Origin of the sequence: Hymenobacter canadensis (assembly GCF_027359925.1) — a bacterium.
Taxonomy (GTDB): domain Bacteria; phylum Bacteroidota; class Bacteroidia; order Cytophagales; family Hymenobacteraceae; genus Hymenobacter; species Hymenobacter canadensis.
In genome coordinates, this window is sequence record NZ_CP114768.1 from 57,538 (window position 1) to 74,107 (window position 16,570).

At 62.7% G+C, this 16,570-nt stretch carries 13 protein-coding genes; 1 reads left to right on the plus strand and 12 read right to left on the minus strand.

Translation table 11 applies throughout. The features are described 5' to 3' along the window. Positions 1–207 precede the first annotated feature (207 nt). The 9 genes from O3303_RS19610 to O3303_RS19650 form a co-directional block, all read right to left on the minus strand. Entirely contained in the window at positions 208–1,749 is a 1,542-nt protein-coding gene (locus O3303_RS19610; RefSeq protein ID WP_269562131.1) for a TolC family protein, read from the minus strand. A gap of 14 nt (positions 1,750–1,763) precedes the next feature. Next, positions 1,764–4,940 carry an efflux RND transporter permease subunit gene (locus tag O3303_RS19615; RefSeq protein ID WP_269562132.1) on the minus strand — a complete coding sequence of 1,059 codons (3,177 nt, stop codon included), beginning with the start codon at positions 4,938–4,940 and terminating at the stop codon, positions 1,764–1,766. A gap of 116 nt (positions 4,941–5,056) precedes the next feature. Next, positions 5,057–6,181, minus strand: coding sequence for an efflux RND transporter periplasmic adaptor subunit (locus tag O3303_RS19620; RefSeq protein WP_269562133.1), 1,125 nt, complete (start codon positions 6,179–6,181; stop codon positions 5,057–5,059). A gap of 127 nt (positions 6,182–6,308) precedes the next feature. After that, positions 6,309–7,679 carry a HAMP domain-containing sensor histidine kinase gene (locus O3303_RS19625; RefSeq protein WP_269562134.1) on the minus strand — a complete coding sequence of 457 codons (1,371 nt, stop codon included), beginning with the start codon at positions 7,677–7,679 and terminating at the stop codon, positions 6,309–6,311. Next, positions 7,679–8,359 (minus strand): response regulator, encoded by a 681-nt coding sequence (locus O3303_RS19630; protein WP_269562258.1) that lies wholly within the window; start codon positions 8,357–8,359, stop codon positions 7,679–7,681. The genes O3303_RS19625 and O3303_RS19630 overlap by 1 nt, the downstream gene beginning before the upstream one ends. Positions 8,360–8,793: 434 nt before the next feature. Continuing rightward, positions 8,794–9,219, minus strand: a complete 426-nt coding sequence (locus O3303_RS19635; protein ID WP_269562135.1) for a hypothetical protein — start codon at positions 9,217–9,219, stop codon at positions 8,794–8,796. Positions 9,220–9,795: 576 nt separating this feature from the next. Further along, entirely contained in the window at positions 9,796–10,647 is an 852-nt protein-coding gene (locus tag O3303_RS19640) for a DUF4249 domain-containing protein (protein WP_269562136.1), read from the minus strand. Positions 10,648–10,652: 5 nt separating this feature from the next. Next, positions 10,653–13,040, minus strand: coding sequence for a TonB-dependent receptor (locus O3303_RS19645; RefSeq protein WP_269562137.1), 2,388 nt, complete (start codon positions 13,038–13,040; stop codon positions 10,653–10,655). Between the two features lie 148 nt (positions 13,041–13,188). Next, positions 13,189–13,413, minus strand: coding sequence for a hypothetical protein (locus O3303_RS19650; protein ID WP_269562138.1), 225 nt, complete (start codon positions 13,411–13,413; stop codon positions 13,189–13,191). Between the two features lie 726 nt (positions 13,414–14,139). Here O3303_RS19650 and O3303_RS19655 point away from each other — a divergent pair. Beyond that, positions 14,140–14,595 (plus strand): hypothetical protein, encoded by a 456-nt coding sequence (locus O3303_RS19655; protein WP_269562139.1) that lies wholly within the window; start codon positions 14,140–14,142, stop codon positions 14,593–14,595. A 378-nt stretch (positions 14,596–14,973) separates the two neighbouring features. On the opposite strand, the gene O3303_RS19660 is transcribed toward O3303_RS19655, so the two are convergent. The 3 genes from O3303_RS19660 to O3303_RS19670 all read right to left on the minus strand — a co-directional run bounded on the left by O3303_RS19660 (position 14,974) and on the right by O3303_RS19670 (position 16,566). Beyond that, positions 14,974–15,309 (minus strand): hypothetical protein, encoded by a 336-nt coding sequence (locus O3303_RS19660; protein ID WP_269562140.1) that lies wholly within the window; start codon positions 15,307–15,309, stop codon positions 14,974–14,976. A gap of 413 nt (positions 15,310–15,722) precedes the next feature. Continuing rightward, positions 15,723–16,052: a hypothetical protein gene (locus O3303_RS19665; RefSeq protein WP_269562141.1), complete on the minus strand. Its 330-nt coding sequence runs from the start codon at positions 16,050–16,052 to the stop codon at positions 15,723–15,725. A gap of 106 nt (positions 16,053–16,158) precedes the next feature. After that, on the minus strand, positions 16,159–16,566 hold the full coding sequence (locus tag O3303_RS19670) for a carboxypeptidase-like regulatory domain-containing protein (RefSeq protein WP_269562142.1): 408 nt from the start codon (positions 16,564–16,566) through the stop codon (positions 16,159–16,161). Positions 16,567–16,570: the final 4 nt, after the last annotated feature.

The window sequence follows — 16,570 nt, forward strand, 5'->3', positions numbered from 1 at the left end:
CGCTCCTGAGCCGACAGGTTTTTCTCCCCGGGCAGGAGCGGCGTCACGGACAGGGTGAGTTGTCCCCGGGGTGGCTTCGGTGGTGAGGACGGAAGTGCCTGGCGCCACGCGGCGGTACCACCGCTGAAGAGAAAGTTGAAAAGCAACGCCGGAAAGAGTTGGTTTACACGCATTTTAAGAATAAAGGCAGGCCATTGTAAGGCCGGGTTAGCGCCGTTCGGTGGGCAGCGGGGCCGCCGTCCAGCCGCCGCCCAGGGCCCGGTAGAGCTCGATGAGCTGCTCCATTTCCTGCTGGCGGGTGCCAACCAGCTCTAGCTCGGCATCGAGCACGTTGCGCTGGGCCGTGATGACTTCGAGGTAGTTGGCGTAGCCGGCCAGGAACAGGTCGTCGGAGATGCTTACGGCCTGGTTCAGGGCCGTTACCTCCTGCTGGCGCGAGCCATAGGCCCGGCGGTAGTTTTCCAGCCCCCGCAGGTGGGTCGTGACTTCCTCGACGCCGCGCAGGCTGGTTTCCTGAAATGCGTACCACGCTTCCGCCTGGCGGGCCGCTGCCTGCCCGTACGCCGCTCGGATGGCGGCCCGGTTCAGCACCGGCGCCGACAGGTTACCCAGGATGCCCAGCGCCAGCGACTCCGGCGCGCGCAGCAGCAGCTCGGCCCGGAAGGCATTTACCCCGGCGTAGGGCGTCAAAACCAGCGAGGGGAAAAAGGCGGCCCGGGCCGACGATACCTCGGCGCCGGTGGCCAGCAGCTCGGCCTCGGCCTGCCGGATATCGGGGCGGCGGCGGAGCATCCCGGCGGGCAAGCCCGCCTGCACCTGCTCAGGGATGGCTTGTTGCAGCAACGCTGTGCCCCGTGAGATAGGCTGCGGATAGCGACCCAGCAGGCGGTTCAGGCGGTTTTCGGCTTCTACCAGCCGCTGCCGCGCTTCCGAGGTCAGGGCTTCCGTCCGGCGCTGCTGGGCCAGCAGCTGCTGTACGGCCAGCTCGGTGGCGCGGGCCCCTTCTTTCTGAATCCGGCTCAGCTCCACGGTGCGGGCCTGCAGCTGCGCGTTGCGGGTCAGGATTTCCAGTTCCTGGTCGGTGGCCAGTATCTCGTAGTAGGTGCGGGCCACTTCGGCCACCAGGTCGGTTTGCACGAGCTGCCGGCCCCGTTCCGAGGCCAGCATCCGCAGGTAGGCCGCCCGGCGCAGGCCGCGCAGCTTGCCCCACAGGTCCACTTCCCAGCTGGCCCGCAGCCCGGCAAAGAAGTCGGGTGTGGGGTTGGGGATGTTCTGGTTGCGGCTGATATTGTCCGAGAAGTTGGTGTCGAAGTTACCGACGCCATTCTGAGTGTAGCGGCCGTAGCGGTCCAGGCCGGCTGAGCCCACCGCATCCACGGTAGGCAGCAAGGCCCCCCGCCGGGCCACCAGCTCAGCGCGGGCCTGCTGCACGCGGGCAGCGGCCTGCGCCAAATCGGGGTTCTGGCGCAGGGCCGTGTCCAGCAGGGCCACCAGCACCGGGTCGGGGAAGAACTGCCCGATGGGCAAGTCGGCCACGGTAGCCGAATCCCGCGGGGCCAGGTTGGTGGCCACCGGCGTGGTCGTGGTGGCCGTGGCGGAATCGGTGGTTTGCGCGGCTACGTAGGTGGCCGGCAGGGCTTTGGCGCGGGGCTGCTGCACCAGGGCGGGCACCCGGCAGCCAGTGGCCAGCAGACTCAGGGCTGCCACGCCTACTCGGAATGTCACGGGGGAGAAAACAGGTACTTGCATGGAAAAGCGGCGCATCAGGCCGTGGCGGGTTCAGGGTGAGCCAGCTGGCGGGCAGGAGCAGCAGGTAGAGGGGATTCAGCCGGGTCCGCCGGTTTTTTCTCGCGTGAGAGCAGCACGTACAGGCCCGGTACCAGCAGCACCCCGAACAAGGTGCCGATGAGCATGCCGCCCGCCGCCGTGGTGCCGATGCTGCGGTTGCCGATGGCCCCGGCCCCGCTGGCAATCACCAGCGGCAGCAGGCCGGCAATGAAGGCAAACGAGGTCATCAGGATCGGGCGCAGGCGGGAACGGGCGCCTTCTACAGCCGCGTCGAGCACGCTGGCCCCGGCCTTACGGCGCTGCTCGGCAAACTCAATGATGAGGATGGCATTCTTGCCCAGCAGCCCGATGAGCATCACCAGCGCTACCTGGGCGTAGATGTTGTTTTCCAGCCCCGCCAGCTTGAGGCACAGAAACGCCCCGAAAGCGCCCGTGGGTAAGCTCAGCAGCACCGACAGCGGCAGCAGGAAGCTCTCATACTGCGCTACCAGCAGCAGATACACGAACACCAGACTGATGGCAAACACTACCACGGTCTGGTTGCCGCTCAGAATCTGCTCCCGGGTCATGCCGGCCCACTCGATGGTGTAGCCGCGCGGCAGCGACTCGGCCACCCGCTCCACGGCACTGATGGCCTCGCCGGAGGAGCGGCCGGGGGCGGCCTCGCCGGAAAAGGCGGCCGTGGTGTACATGTTGTAGCGGTTGAGCTGCTCGGGGCCGTACACCCGCTCCAGGCGCACGAAGCTGGAGTAGGGCACCATCTCGTCGCGGTCGTTCTTGACGTGCAGCTTCAGCACGTCCTCGGGCTGGAGGCGGTAGCTGGCGTCGGCCTGCACCATCACCTTGTACATCTGGCCGAAGCGGATGAAGTTGGTGGCGTAGGTGGAACCCAGCAACGTCTGCAGCGTGCTCATGGCCTGGTCGGCCGTGACGCCGGTTTTGGCCGCCGCGTCGGTGTCCAGGTGCAGCAGGTACTGCGGGAAGTTGGGGTTGAAGCTGGTGGCCACGCCCCGCAGGGCCGGCTCGCGGCCCAGCTGCTTGAGGAAATCCTGGGATACCTGGGCCGTCTGGTTGAGGTCGCCGCGGCCGGTGCGGTCGAGCAGGCGCAGCTCGAAGCCGCTGGCGTTGCCGAAGCCCGGCACGGCCGAGGGCTGGAAGAACTGGATGCTGGCATCGGAGATGTTGCGGGTGCCCTGCTCCAGCGTGCCCATCAAATCCGTTACGGACTCCTCCCGCTCATCCCAGGCCTTGAGGCTAATCATGGCCATGCCATAGGAGGCCCCGGCGGCATCGTTCATCAGCGAGTAGCCGGCCAGCGTCGTCACCGACTCCACCGCCCCGTGCTTGCTGGCGGTGACCTGCACCTGCTCCAGCACCCGTTGGGCGCGCTCCACGGTGGCGCCGGGCGGCGTCACCACGTTCACGTACACCATGGCCTGGTCCTCCGTCGGGATGAAGCCCGTGGGCAGCACCGTGCTCAGCCCCCAGGTAGCGGCACAAAACACCACCAGGGCCGCCAGCGTGACCACGCGCCGGTTAGCAATGGCGCGCACCAGCCGCTGGTAGCGGTTTTCTAGCCCCTCGTACCAGCGGTTGAAGCCGCCGAACAGACGCTGAAGCCAGCTGCGCTTAGCCTCGCCCTGGGGCGCTTCGCGCAGCAGCAAAGCGCACAGCGCCGGTGTGAGGGTGAGGGCATTGATGCCGGAAATGACAATGGCAATGGCCAGCGTGAGCGAAAACTGGCGGTAGAACACGCCCACCGGCCCGCTCAAAAACGATACCGGCACGAACACGGCCGACATCACCAGCGTGAGGGCAATGATGGCCCCGCTTATTTCGCGCATGGCGGCCAGCGTGGCCTCCATGGCCGAGAGGTGCTCCTCGTGCATTTTCACGTGCACGGCTTCCACCACCACAATGGCGTTATCGACCACAATGCCGATGGCCAGCACCAGGGCAAACAGCGTGAACAGGTTCAGCGAGAAGCCCGCCGCCTGCATAAACGCCAGCGTACCAATCAGGGCCACCGGCACGGCCAGCGCCGGAATCAGCGTCGAGCGCCAGTCCTGCAGGAAGATGAACACCACCACGAACACCAGCAGAAACGCTTCTACCAGCGTGCGCAGCACCTCGTTGATACTCGCGTCGAGAAAGCGCGACACGTCGTAGCTGACCGAGTAGGTCATGCCGGGCGGAAACGAAGCGCCTTTCATTTCCTCCATCCGGCTTTTGACGGCGGCAATCACCTCGCGGGCGTTGGAGCCGGGCCGCTGCTTGATCATGATGGAGGCCGCCGGCCGGCCGTCGGTGCGCGAAACCATACCGTAGTCGAGCGAGCCGAACTCGATTTCGGCTACGTCCTTCAGGCGCAGCACCGACCCGTCGGGGTTGGCGCGCAGGGCCAGGTTCTGGTACTGCTCGGGCTGGTTGAGCTTGCCGGTGTAGCGCAGCACGTATTGCAGTACGGGCTGGCTGCGTTCTGAGCTTTCGCCGGCCCGGCCGGGAGCGGCCTCCACGTTCTGGGCCTGAATAGCGGCCACTACTTCCTCCGCGGCCAAGTTGTAGGCCAGCAGCCGGTCGGGCTTGAGCCACACGCGCATGGCGTATTCGCGGGCGCCCATGATATCGACGAAGCCCACACCGTCGATGCGTTTGAGCTCGTTGAGCACGTTGATGTCGGCAAAGTTGTAGATGAACTTGTCGTTCATCTTGTCGTCGGTGCTGCTCAGGTTCAGGTACATGAGCATGGCGCTGATTTCCTTCTCGGTCGTCACGCCGGCCCGGATAACCTCCTGGGGCAGCTCGTCGAGAATGGTGGTCACCCGGTTCTGCACGTTCACCGACGCCAGATCGGGGTCGATGCCCACGTTGAAAAACACCTGCACCACGGTCAGGCCGTTGTTGTTGGTGGTGCTCTGCATGTAAGTCATGCCCGGCACCCCGTTGATGGCCCGCTCCAGCGGCGTGGCCACGGCCTTGGCGCAGGTTTCGGCGTTGGCCCCGGTGTAGGTGGCCGTTACCGTCACCGAAGGCGGTACTATGTCGGGAAACTGCGTGATGGGCAGCGTGTACAGGGCCAGCGCCCCCAGCAGCACGATGAACAGGGAGATAACCAGCGAGAGTTTCGGCCGCCGGACAAAGGTTTCTACCATAGCAAAGAGGGTCTGTTCCGCTCCCCGAACGCCCCCTTACAGGAGCCGTCGGCAAGCAGCGCGGGCAGGCAAGCGGCCGCCGGAAGCGGCCTAATAAGCAGAGGGGTGGGCGGCGGCTACAGGCCCGCGACCGGGGCGGGCGGCGTCAGGGCACGGGCCGTTACTTTGTCGCCGTTTTTCAGGTCCTGGGTGCCTTCGCACACGATTCGGTCGCCGGCTTTCAGGCCCTGGTCTACCACGTAGGAGTTACCCAGGCGGGCCTGGGGCACGAAAGCCTGCTGACGGATAGTGCCGCCTGCCTCCACCACATACACGTAGTTGTTGTCTTGCACCTCAAACACGGCGGTTTGGGGTACCAGCAGCACCTGCGTCAGGGTGTTGGTCAAGCGGACTTTACCGGTGGCGCCGTGGCGCAACAGTCGCTGGGGGTTGGGAAAGCGGGCCCGAAAGGTGATGGAGCCGGTGTTGGCTTCGAATTCGCTTTGCACGGTTTCCACGCGGCCGGCCTCGACGTACTCGGTGCCGTTGGCCAGCACCAGCTGGGCGGGGCGGTTGGCCTGGCGGTCCTGCTCGTGGCGCAGGTATTCGTTTTCCGACACCGTGAAGTAGGCGTACACCCCACGCGTATCCGAGATGGTGGTCAGCAGCGTGCCATCCTCCACGGCACTGCCTTCGCGCTGCGGGATGCGGTCTACCACCCCGTCGAAGGGGGCGCGGATGGTGGTGTACGACAGCGTGAGGGCCGCGGCATCGGCGGCGGCGCGAGCCTGAGCCACTTCGGCCCGGGAAGCCCGCAGCTTGGCCTTGCCGGATTCCAGCTCGGTGGTGGAAATGATTTTCTTGGCCGTCAGCAGCTCTATGCGCTTAAGGTCCAGCTCCGTCACCCGGGCCTGGGCCTGGGCGTTATCGAGGGCGGCGCGGGCGCTGGCCAGCTGGGTGCGCAGCTGGGCGTCGTTGAGGCGGAACAGCGGCTGTCCCTTGCGGACGGTCTGGCCTTCGTCCACGAGAATGGCCGACAGCTGCCCTCCCACGAGGCTGCGGATTTCCACGTTGCGCAGGGCCTGAATGTTGGCCGTGTAGTCCTGGGTGAGCAGCGTGTCGCGCGGGGCCAGCCGGGCCACGGGCACGGTGGGGGCTTTGGCCGGGGTAGCCTTCGCGCTTTCGCCTTCGGCGCGGTTGCAGCCAGCCAGGACGGCGCTGGCCAGGGCCGCCAGGGTAAGCAGAGAAAAAGAGGTGCGCATCACAGTAACTCGGTTAGCAAGCAGCTCGCCGGCGGACTCCAACAGGAACCCTCACGAACCGGCCACAAAGGTCTGGCCCGGGTATTACAACGGGATGAACACCGAATTAAAAATCATTAAAACCGGCTTACGCCACTGCCGGCAGCACCAGCACGGCCACCGTGCCCACGTGCGTAGAAGCCGGCCGCAGGTGAATCTGCCCCCCGTGCAAAGCCACCACCTTGTGCGTGACGGCCAGCCCGATGCCGTGGCCCGGCCGGTGCTGCCCGCTCGGCCCCCGGTACAGGGGCTCGAAGGCGCGCTGCTGCTCCTCTTCCGTGAGGCCGGGGCCGTGGTCTTCCACCGTCAACTGCAGCTGGTTTGCCGTAGCATATTCCAGCGTTACGCGCACGGGCTGCCCGGAAAACTTCAGGGCGTTGTCCAGCACGTTGAGCAGGGCCGTAGTCAGCAGCTGCTCGTTGCCGCGCACGGCGTAGCCGCTGTCGGTAGCCTCGGGAATGTCGCCCAGCGCAAAGTGCACCGGCTGGGTGGGGTAATGGGCGCGACAGTAGGCCATGGCCTGCAGCAGGCACTCATCCAGCTGCACGGTTTCGCCGGTGAACGTGGACTCGTCGGCTCGCGCCAGCGCCAGCAGGCCGTTGGCCAGCCCGATGAGCTTGCGGATTTCCTGCACCGCCACGGCCATACTCTCCTGGGCGTCGGGTAAGGTGCGGTCGTAGTCGGTGGCCGTTTCCAGCGTGCCCAGCAGCGTGGTCAGGGGCGTGCGCAGCTCGTGGGAGGCGTGGGCCACGAAGCTGCTCTGGGTGGCAAAGGCGCTTTGCAGCCGGTCCAGCATCTGGTTGAAGGTGGCGGCCAGCTCGGCAATTTCATCGGTGCCGTTGCCCTCGCTCAGGCGCAAACTCAGGCTCTCGGCCGAAATGCGCCGCACCTGGCTCACCACGGCTCCCATCGGGGCCAGGGCCTGCCCGGCAAAATAGCGGCCGGCCAGCACGCTCAGCGCCAGCGCCCCGATGTTGGCCACCAACAGAATAAGCTGGAGGCGTTCCAGCAGCTGAAAGCCGTCCTCATCCACGCCGCCGGCAAACACGGTGTAGTACCGCCCTTCATCCAGAAAGGAAATACCCACCGTCTCCCCTTCCTCGTCCTGAAAGAACGCCGGCCGCGCCGGCCGGATGCTGGGCAGGTTGGCCCGGTGCAGCACCAGGCTCTGCGCGTCGGCACTGGTATACAGAAGCCGACCGTCCGGGTCGAACACGCTCAGCTGCTCGCCGGCCATGCTGGGCACATTGCGGGGGCGGAAGGTGCGCAGGATGGTGGGGTTCAGGTGGGCCTGGCGCACCAGCAGCCGCGCCGACAAGCCAGCTTCGGCCTCCAGCTGGCCCGCGAAGCGCTGCTCGCGGGCGGAACTGAACAGCCAGTACACAAAGCCGGCGAACAGCAGCTGAATCACCAGCACCAGCAGCGTAAAGCGCAGCGTCAGTCGGGCCCGGATCAGCATCAGCCCTCCCGCATTTCGTAGCCCATACCTACCACGGTGTGGATGAGCTTCTGCTCGTGCTGCTTGTCGATTTTCTTGCGCAGGTGGCTCACGTACACGTCGATGACATTGGTGTTGGTGTCAAAATTCAGGTCCCAGACCTTCTCGTTGATGTCCACCCGGGTCACCACTTTGCCGCGGTTCAGCATCAGAAACTCCAGCAGGGCGTACTCGCGGGTGGTGAGCGTGATGCGCTGCCCGGCCCGGGTCACGACCTTGGCCGTCAGGTTCATCTCCAGATCCCCCAGGCGCAGCACCTGCCGCTCCAGGCTGCCGTCGGCCGTGCTGCGGCGCGTCAGGGCCCGGGCGCGCAGCAGCAGCTCCTTGAACGCAAACGGCTTGGCCAGGTAGTCGTCGGCGCCGGCCTCGAAGCCCATCACCTTGTCGTCGAGCGAATCGAGGGCCGTGAGCAGCAGTACCGGCACGCCCGGCAGCAGGGTGCGCGCCTCCCGGCACAGCTCGAAGCCGTTGACGTGGGGCAGGTTCACGTCGAGAATAATCAGGTCGTATCGGTGCTGGCGCAGCAGCGACTGGCCTACCAGTCCGTCGTAGGCCACACTCAGGTCGTAGCCTTCGTTGAGAAACCCCTTGCGGATGAACTGCGCCAGGGCCTGCTCGTCTTCTACCAGGAGTACCTGCATCACGGAGCGGGATAAAACGCCGGCACGTCCGGCGCAGGATGAAAGCTACAAAGAACGCATCCCTGACGCGGGAGGCGGATTAAATCTTATTAAAACGGCGCCCGCCGCGGACCGTTCAGCTATTACTCTCTACGGATGGTGGCCACTTCCGCGCACAGAGTGCGGCGGCACTAGTAAGCAGCATGCAGGCTCCCGGATACCCCGGAATTGCGGGTAGCGACACTGTCCACAATCGACAAAAGGCATTCTCTGCCGCTCATTCCGTCGCCCATTTAATCCCGGTGCTGCCCCAACGCTGCATAGAGCACCACGGCCACTAGCAGCACCACAAACGCCATGCCCCCCCCGTGGCTGAAGGCCGTGACCGACTGACTACCCCGCCAGCAAGACAGTCCCACGCATTATCGCCACACCCGAAATGCGCAGGTGCCACCTCATCGGATGTCGCTAGCGGCCGTGGCAAACTGGAGCAGCCAAGCCTGCGCCGGCTCCACCGTCTCAAAATGCCGTGCGGTAAGTGTCGGAGTTACTGCCATGCCGATGGCGCGGGCCGCCAGCCGGCCCAGGGGACTAGTGCTCTCCACGATGGCGCAGTGGCTGTAGCCCGCTTCCCGGATGGCACGGGGTATCCATTCATCCCGCAGCCACTGCTGCAGGTCGAGCGACAAAGGCGGGCGTACCCGGTGGTCGCTCAGCAGGCGCGGAGTACGGTGCGACTGCATAAACAGGAGCGCCTGCTCATATACGGCCTGCAGCTGCTCATCCGTGGCCGCTACATTATGCCATTTGAGAGCTACGTAGCCCCCCCGCAGGCAGCTCACTAAGGCAATGGCAGCCGAAGCAGGTATGGTATGGTTCATTAAATCAAACAGCTTTTCAAGCGCAGGTGGCAGCACGAAAGTTAGAACACGGATAACAGGGCTGAGCACCTGTAGTCGGGCCACTATCACGGCCCCTTGTTTCTGGCCGTCGGGCTAGTGGCCCGACTACAGTAACTGCGTGGACTGAAACGGGCGAATGTTTACGGGGACGTGATAAATCTGAGAATTCTGGGAATAACGACCAGCTTTAAAGCGCAAGCAGTATCCGTCCTTCTTTCTTCATGGTCCGCTTGCTACCCATCCGCCCAAGGGAAGTCCTAATTGGCAGCTGCCTTTTCGGCTCCTCTAAACCTTGTATTCCCTTGAAGCGGCTACTATCGAAAACGGGCTGGCCCTGAGCACCTCGAGGCGTACAGCATATTCGTGTAAGCTCCGTGTTTAATCTTTGTACCAAACTTTTAACCAAGGCCAATGTAGTACGACGAGGCATAGGCGGCGCGCGTAGTGACAGAGGTCAGCGGTAGGTGTTCCTCGCCCCGCATAGCATGCATTACAGCCTTGAGTGAAAGCAGTACACTCGGTGCGTTTTACACTACTGGTGGTAAAGGCTGACTTTTACGGCAGGCGCACCGAATCCTGGCGAACCGTGTAGCCGGCGAAATAGCCGACGGCGGGCGGCCCTTCGTTGCCCCGGGCGTTGCGCACGTTGGTGCGCACGTTGGCGGGTGGGTTGGCGAACAGGCCGCCGTTGGTTACCTGCGTGCCCAACTCGTCGAGGAAGGTGTGGTAGTCGCGGGGCAGGGCGTTCAGCTCGAAGCGCACCCAGGTGCCGGGGTCGTAGAGCTCCGTAGTCAGGCGCCGGCCGTTGATGTAACGGCCGTCGGTGAGGCGGTCGGAGGACAGGCGCAGGTCGTTGGGCTCGTTGAGCAGCGCGCCATTGATGAATACCTTCAGGCGGTAGTAGTCGCCTTCCCCGGGCAGCTCCGGGCCGTAATAGAGCACGTAGTCGCCCGCGTCGCGACCCAGGCTTTCTTCCTGAAACTGCACCCGCAGGCTGTCAATTTCCGCCGTGCGCGGAATGCTGGTTTCGGCGGCATATTCCTCGCCCTCAGCCCCGATGCGCAGCGTGTAGCGCCCCCCCACCCGGCCCCGGATACGGCCCGTGGTCTGGTAGCGGCCGGGCGTGGTTTCGCGCAGCGTGTCGATGGCGCCGCTTGCTTCGTCGCGCAGCACCAGGCGCGCGCCCGTCACGGGGGGTGGGGTAGCGGCGTTGAAGTAGGCGGCCGTGCGGGTCAGCGTAACCGTATAAGGACCAGGCTGGTCGGTGATACCTCCCTCCACGGCCAGCAGCGGGTCGCCGGTGGGCAGGTCCACGTCAATCACGTCCTCGCAGGCCGTGGTCAGCAGGCCGACCAGGGCCAGGAAGGGCAGCACCCGGTAGCGGGCAAAAATCGGCAGCAGATGCATAGAAGCTAGAAAGTGAAATTGTACGCTGCCGAGGGCAGCACGGAGCCGAAAATGCTCAGGCGCACGGCTTCGGTTTGGGTGGGTTGGTCCTCGTTCTGGCGGAAGTAAATGCTGTAGGGATTCCGGCGGCCGTAGGCGTTGTAGACCGAAAACACCCAGCTGCCCTGCCAGCGGCGCTCAGCGTTGCGCTTGCCCTGCAGCGTGGCCGAGAGGTCGAGGCGGTGGTAGGCGGGCACGCGGTAGTTGTTGCGCACGTCGCCGGTGACGTTGGGTACCACCAGCCCCTGGTACACGTAGCGCGAGTCGGGGAAGGTGGTGGAAATGCCGGTGCTGTAGTTGAAGGTGCCCGATACGCTCCAGCGCCTGGACAGCTCGTAGATGCCCACCACCGAGAGATAGTGCGTCTTATCGAACTTGCTCACGTACCAGTCGCCCTGGTTGATACCGTCGATTTTGCGCTCCGAGCGGCTCAGCGTGTAGCTCACCCAACCCGTCAGCGGCCCGTTGTTTTTCTTCACGTAGAACTCGGCCCCATACGCCCGGCCCTGGCCATACAGCAGCTCTGACTCCAGATTCCGGTTGAGCAGGGTGTTGGCCCCGTTGATGTAGTCAATCTGGTTGTCCATGGTCTTGCCGAACACCTCCACGCTGGCCTCGTAGGCATCCTCGCGGAAGTTGCGGAAGTAGCCCACGGCCACTTGGTCGGCGTGTTCCGGCTTGATGTTGGTGGTGCTCGGCTGCCATACGTCCAGCGGCGAGGAGGCCGTAGTATTGGAAATCAGGTGCAGGTTCTGCACCATGCGGTTGTAGCTGGCTTTCAGCGAGCTTTGCTCGTTAAGCACGTAGCGCAGCGAGGCGCGGGGCTCCGGGTTGACGTAGCGCTTGATGAGCTGGCCCGACCCGAACTCCCGCGCATTGACGGGAGTCAGCTTCTGCCCGGTGATGCCCTCGTAGTCGTAGGTGGTACCACTGCCCAGGTAGTCGAACACCGACAGGCGCAGCCCGTACTGGCCCGAGAGGCGGGGCGAGAGCGTGATTTCGTGGTCGGCGTAAACCGCGTACTCGGCGGCTTGCTGCTCGTCGAGCTTGAGCGGCTGCAGGGCGGAGGTTTCGCTGGTGGGCGTTACCTGGCCAGGCGCGAAGCGGAAATACGTGGCGCTGGCCCCCGCGTTGAACGTGCTGCCGGGCGAGTAGTAATAGTTGAAGTCGGCTTTGAGCTGGTAGGTCTGGATGTCGGATTTCCAGTTGAAGGCGTTGCGGCCTTCGGGGATGCCCAGGCCGTAGCCGTAGCGGCTCACCAGCGCCGTCACGTTGGCAAACAGCTTGGGCGAAAACACGTGGTTCCAGCGCAGCGTGCCGGTGGAGTTGCCCAGATCGTTCTTAAAATCCTGTCCGAACGCAAACACATCCTGCCCGAAATAGCCCGACAGATACAGCCGGTCCTTCTCGCCCAGGGTGTAGTTGACTTTGGCCGACAGGTCGTAGAAATACGCCTGGTTGTCTTTCTGGTCGGGAATGGCCTTCAGAAACAGGTCGCCATAGGAGCGCCGGCCCGCCACGATAAACGACGCTTTGTCTTTCACCAGCGGGCCTTCCACGGCCAGGCGGGAAGAAATCAGGCCGATGCCCCCACTCACGCCCAGCCGCTCGGTGTTGCCCTCCTTCAGGCGCACGTCGAGCACCGACGAAAGCCGGCCGCCGTACTGCGCCGGAATGCCGCCTTTGAGCAGCTTCAGGTCTTTCACGGCATCGGGGCTGAAGGTGGAAAACAGCCCGAACAAGTGGGAGGCGTTGTACACCGGGGCCTCGTCCAGCAGAATCAGGTTCTGGTCGACCCCGCCGCCGCGCACGTTGAAGCCCGAAGCCCCCTCGCCCACCGTGCTGATGCCGGGCAGCAGCTGAATGGCGCGCACCACGTCCACCTCGCCCAGCAGCGCCGGCATGAGCTTGATTTGCTTCATATCGAGGCGGTTGACGCTCATTTCGGTGCTTTTCACGTTTTGGTCGGGCCGCTGCCCGCGCACTATTACCTCGCCCACCTGCACGCCCTGCGCCGCCAGCCGCACGGCGCGGGTCTGGCTCTGGGTGAGCGTGAGCGTGACGGTCTGGGTTTCGTAGCCGATAAAGCTGAACTGCACCGCGTAGGTACCGGCCGGCACACTCAGCGAGTAGAAGCCGTACTCGTTGGCCCCGGTACCCAGGCCCAGGGCCGGAATGGAGACGGTAGCGCCCACCAGGGCTTCGCCGTTGGCAGCGTCTTTGAGCGTACCGCTGAGCGTAGCCTGGCCTTTGGCGGCCGAGGAGGGCGCTTTGGCGGGTGGGGCCTGCTGGGCCTGGGCGGCGGCAAGCGGCAACAGTAAGCAGGTCAGTTGAAGAGAAACGTGTCGGAGCATGGAAGAAGAAAAACAACGGAAGGGCTCCGCTACGGCAGGGCAAAGCACGGGCAACTGGCGCAGGCTGACAATAACTTGCCGGGTGAACCCGCCCGAATAGGAGCTGAAGACGCCGGGTCGGGCCCTGAATGAGTGGCCTTCCGGCCGGCTAGGTCGTCAGGAGTATCCCCACGAACAGGTACAGAAGGAAAACCGCGAAAAAAGCGGCAGTAAACACCCACGTCAGCAATTGGTCGCGGGTGTTAGCCAGGCGCAGCAACAGGCGTTTCATGCGGAAGGCCAGGGAATGCGGCAAGCCAACCAGAGTGAGGGCCGGCAGGCCAAAGCAGGAAGTAGTGGTGGGTTGCGTTGCTTTGATCCAGAAGGGTTTCATGCACCAAAGCAACGCAACCCCACCGCACAAGTCACGGCAATTCGGCTGAAGACGCCCAGGTTAGCCCTGAATGAACCCACAGCTCCCGTGAATCAGTTACTCCGGCTGCCCGGCATCCCGCTTGGCTTACCCAGGCTGTCAGAAAGCCTCGTTACTTCCAACTGTTTTGGTGACCAGTAGTAGCCCAAGGGACAAACAGGGTTATTTGAATAATTTTAATTATACTGTATTATCTGCAAATTATCGACCCGTGAAACATCCAAGCGCGTGCTGCGTTGCTGAAGGAATCTTAAAGTAGAAGGCCCCGCCGCAACTGGCAGCTTTCGAGGATGATTTACCCTGGAGGTAATAGCCAAGACCTTGATTGGGCGCAAGTGCATGACATGCTGATGTTTGTAAAAAAAATGTCCTTCAAAGACTTTTGCGATATGTAAAGCGCATCCTTTAAGGGTTCCTAACAACTGAAATTCAAATACTTAGCTAAACACAAAACTTCCTGTTGTGATGGTTTGCTTCCAAAATCCCCAAGCTATTACGGGATAAGCACCATGATTTCCTCCAGCCAGCCTGCGGCCTTGCGCGGTATTGCTTCCGGCCAAACTATCTGATGGGTGCAGTAAGCCACCAACCCCTAGCAATGAGTATCACTGGCACCGGACTGAGGCTACTGGTTTTTGCTTACCACCACTACGCCATGCCAGCTTTACGCTTCCTCCATTTGTCGTTATGATTGTCCTGCCCGAGTTTCCCGTGATCAAAGTGCAGTACGCTCCGGAGGTTACCCTCCTTCGGGCCGGGTGGCAGGCCGGACAACCGCTCACGCGGTTTCCGGAGGCCTTGCACCTGCTTATGCAATTCAGCTGCAAGCATACGGTAAGGAACTGGCTGATAGATATGCAGGGCCTGCCTCAGATCGGGCCCCAGGAATTGGACTGGATCCTCCAGCACTGGTTTCCTGCCATGGGTGGCACTCCCGTCGAAGATTTACTTCTGGTATTGCCCTCCGACCTGCATAATGAGCTAGTTGCCCTCACTCCCCTGCATGACAGCAACATTGCGCCTAGCTTTGCCATTCACTACTTTTCCGACTGTCAGGGAGCTTTGCACTATCTTATTGAGCAGCAGCAGATAGTTGATCGGCTATGCGAGGAATGGGACCAGGCAAGTGGTTCCGGGTGCTGACCCGCAAACAATAACGAGTATATAAACTGCCTGTTCACGAACGCGCGGTCAGTCAGCAATGACTGCACACTGGCATCAGATCATCCGTCTTCCACCCAGAAGCAAGGGTGCGGCGAGTGCGACTTATCCTCGTGATTCCGGCTGGCGGGTTGACATGACCGTCGTAGGCGCCTGGGGCGCCGCCGGCTCTGTTTCCGTTGTTACCAGCGCTACGGCATAGACAAGTCCTGCCAGCAAGCCCTGCAACAGCACGAGTAGCAGCACCAGCCTCAGGCAGGGAATTGAGCGACGAAAAGCAGGCAAACCAGGCATCAGAGACGGAGCGTACAGATGTTGAAAGTACGTCCGTACGTCCCGTAAGCACCACCACTATCAGCCTTAAGCCACCCAATAGAAGGGTGAACGCACCCAGGCACCCGTTGAGGCCATCGAAGAAAAGACCGGAGCGCGCGCGATAAGCAAACCAAATGTCAGCCACTCCAGCGCCATGTCGTAGTCCGAGGCCGTGAAAAACTGAATATCCAGATCAGCCCTGCCTACTAACGCTGGGTTCAGTACCAGGTGCTCCACCATGAAGCTGCTGTACACGTCTTGTGGCAGCAGTATGGCCAGCTGCGCCGGGGCCATGGCCTGCAACACCGGCAGGCAATGCGTGTGTAGCCATTCCTGTACTTCCACCGGCAGAGGAGGAAGTTGCCCTACGTCGACCAGCAACTTAAACGGGCGGGCATGGGAGCAGCATCTGCTGTGCTGCAGCAACTCCAACCACTGCGCTTCCAGTGGCTTGGTCCCGGACCAATGCAAAACGTGCATGCCGGAGCAGGTCTCTGGGTCAGGAGCGCAACAGAAGGCATCAGGGACAGGCATAGCTTTCTGACTGGATTTACTGTCGAGTTGCGGAAAACAGCTGCTGTAATGGCTTGATCAGATACACTCTACGCTATGCGAATGGCCGGATTTGCTGGATGCTCGTCTTTTAGCTTGATGTGATACACTTGATAACCAACGCAATGACCTGCTACTAAGAGGAAAGAAGCAGGTCAGAGAGCAAGCAGCTGTACCAGTTGCTTCAAGCCGTTCTGGCTGTGGGGGCTGACAGGCTTTCTAAAGGCCTTGCCGGAAAGCCGTTAGGGCAGCCGGGTAAGCTGGACGATTACGGCGGACGGATTCGGCTGGGCCTCCAGCTGCAACAGGCGCTGGTACTGCTCCGGCTGTAGCACTTCCTGCAGCGCGGTGTGATACGGCCGGATTGCGGTGCCTGTAGTCTGGGCGCTCAGGTGCTGGTGGGTAAGGCTACGCAGCTGGGTGCTCTGGGCTCCCTGCAGGCGTAAGGCAGAGGTCAGAAACGTCGTAATCTGCAGGGTGGAGCGGCGGATGTCCTCCTTTTCCGTTTCGGTAGGCTCAGAAGCAAACCAGGAACTGACAAACAAGAGCAGGCAAAGGCAGAGGTGCAGCATACAAGCAGGTGAGTGAGGAAACGAGAAACGAGGAAATGGTGGTCGACTAATGTCTTGTAGTCATTCGCTCCCGGGAGGGCAGTACCTCATCACCCCGGAGCCTGCCTTATAATTCGCGCACGACTCCCGTTGCCGGCAGCACAGGCGCTGGCTTGCTGGCCAATAGAATCCGCAGATTGTTTTGATTTTTAGTGCTGATGGTGACAATTTGCTCTTCCCGCCCGGCGTACGCACATACCAACTGCACAGGACCGGCGGTCAGATTTACGGGCAGCACAAAGGCGCCGTCTGCGTCGGTCGCGACAACCTGCCGCGTCCCGGCTATCATTAGCGTCGCTCCGCTTAACGGTTCGTCAGCTTCGGTGAGTACGGTTCCCAGCAGCAGGAATTCCTGTTGCGTGTTAGGAAGGCCGTTCGATTCCATTTTGGGTACGAGCAAGGCAATACGTTGTGCGTGCGCGGGCGAAGTCAGCAGCAGGGTGGCAAGCAGCAGAGTCGTAGAGCGGAGAAGCATAGCG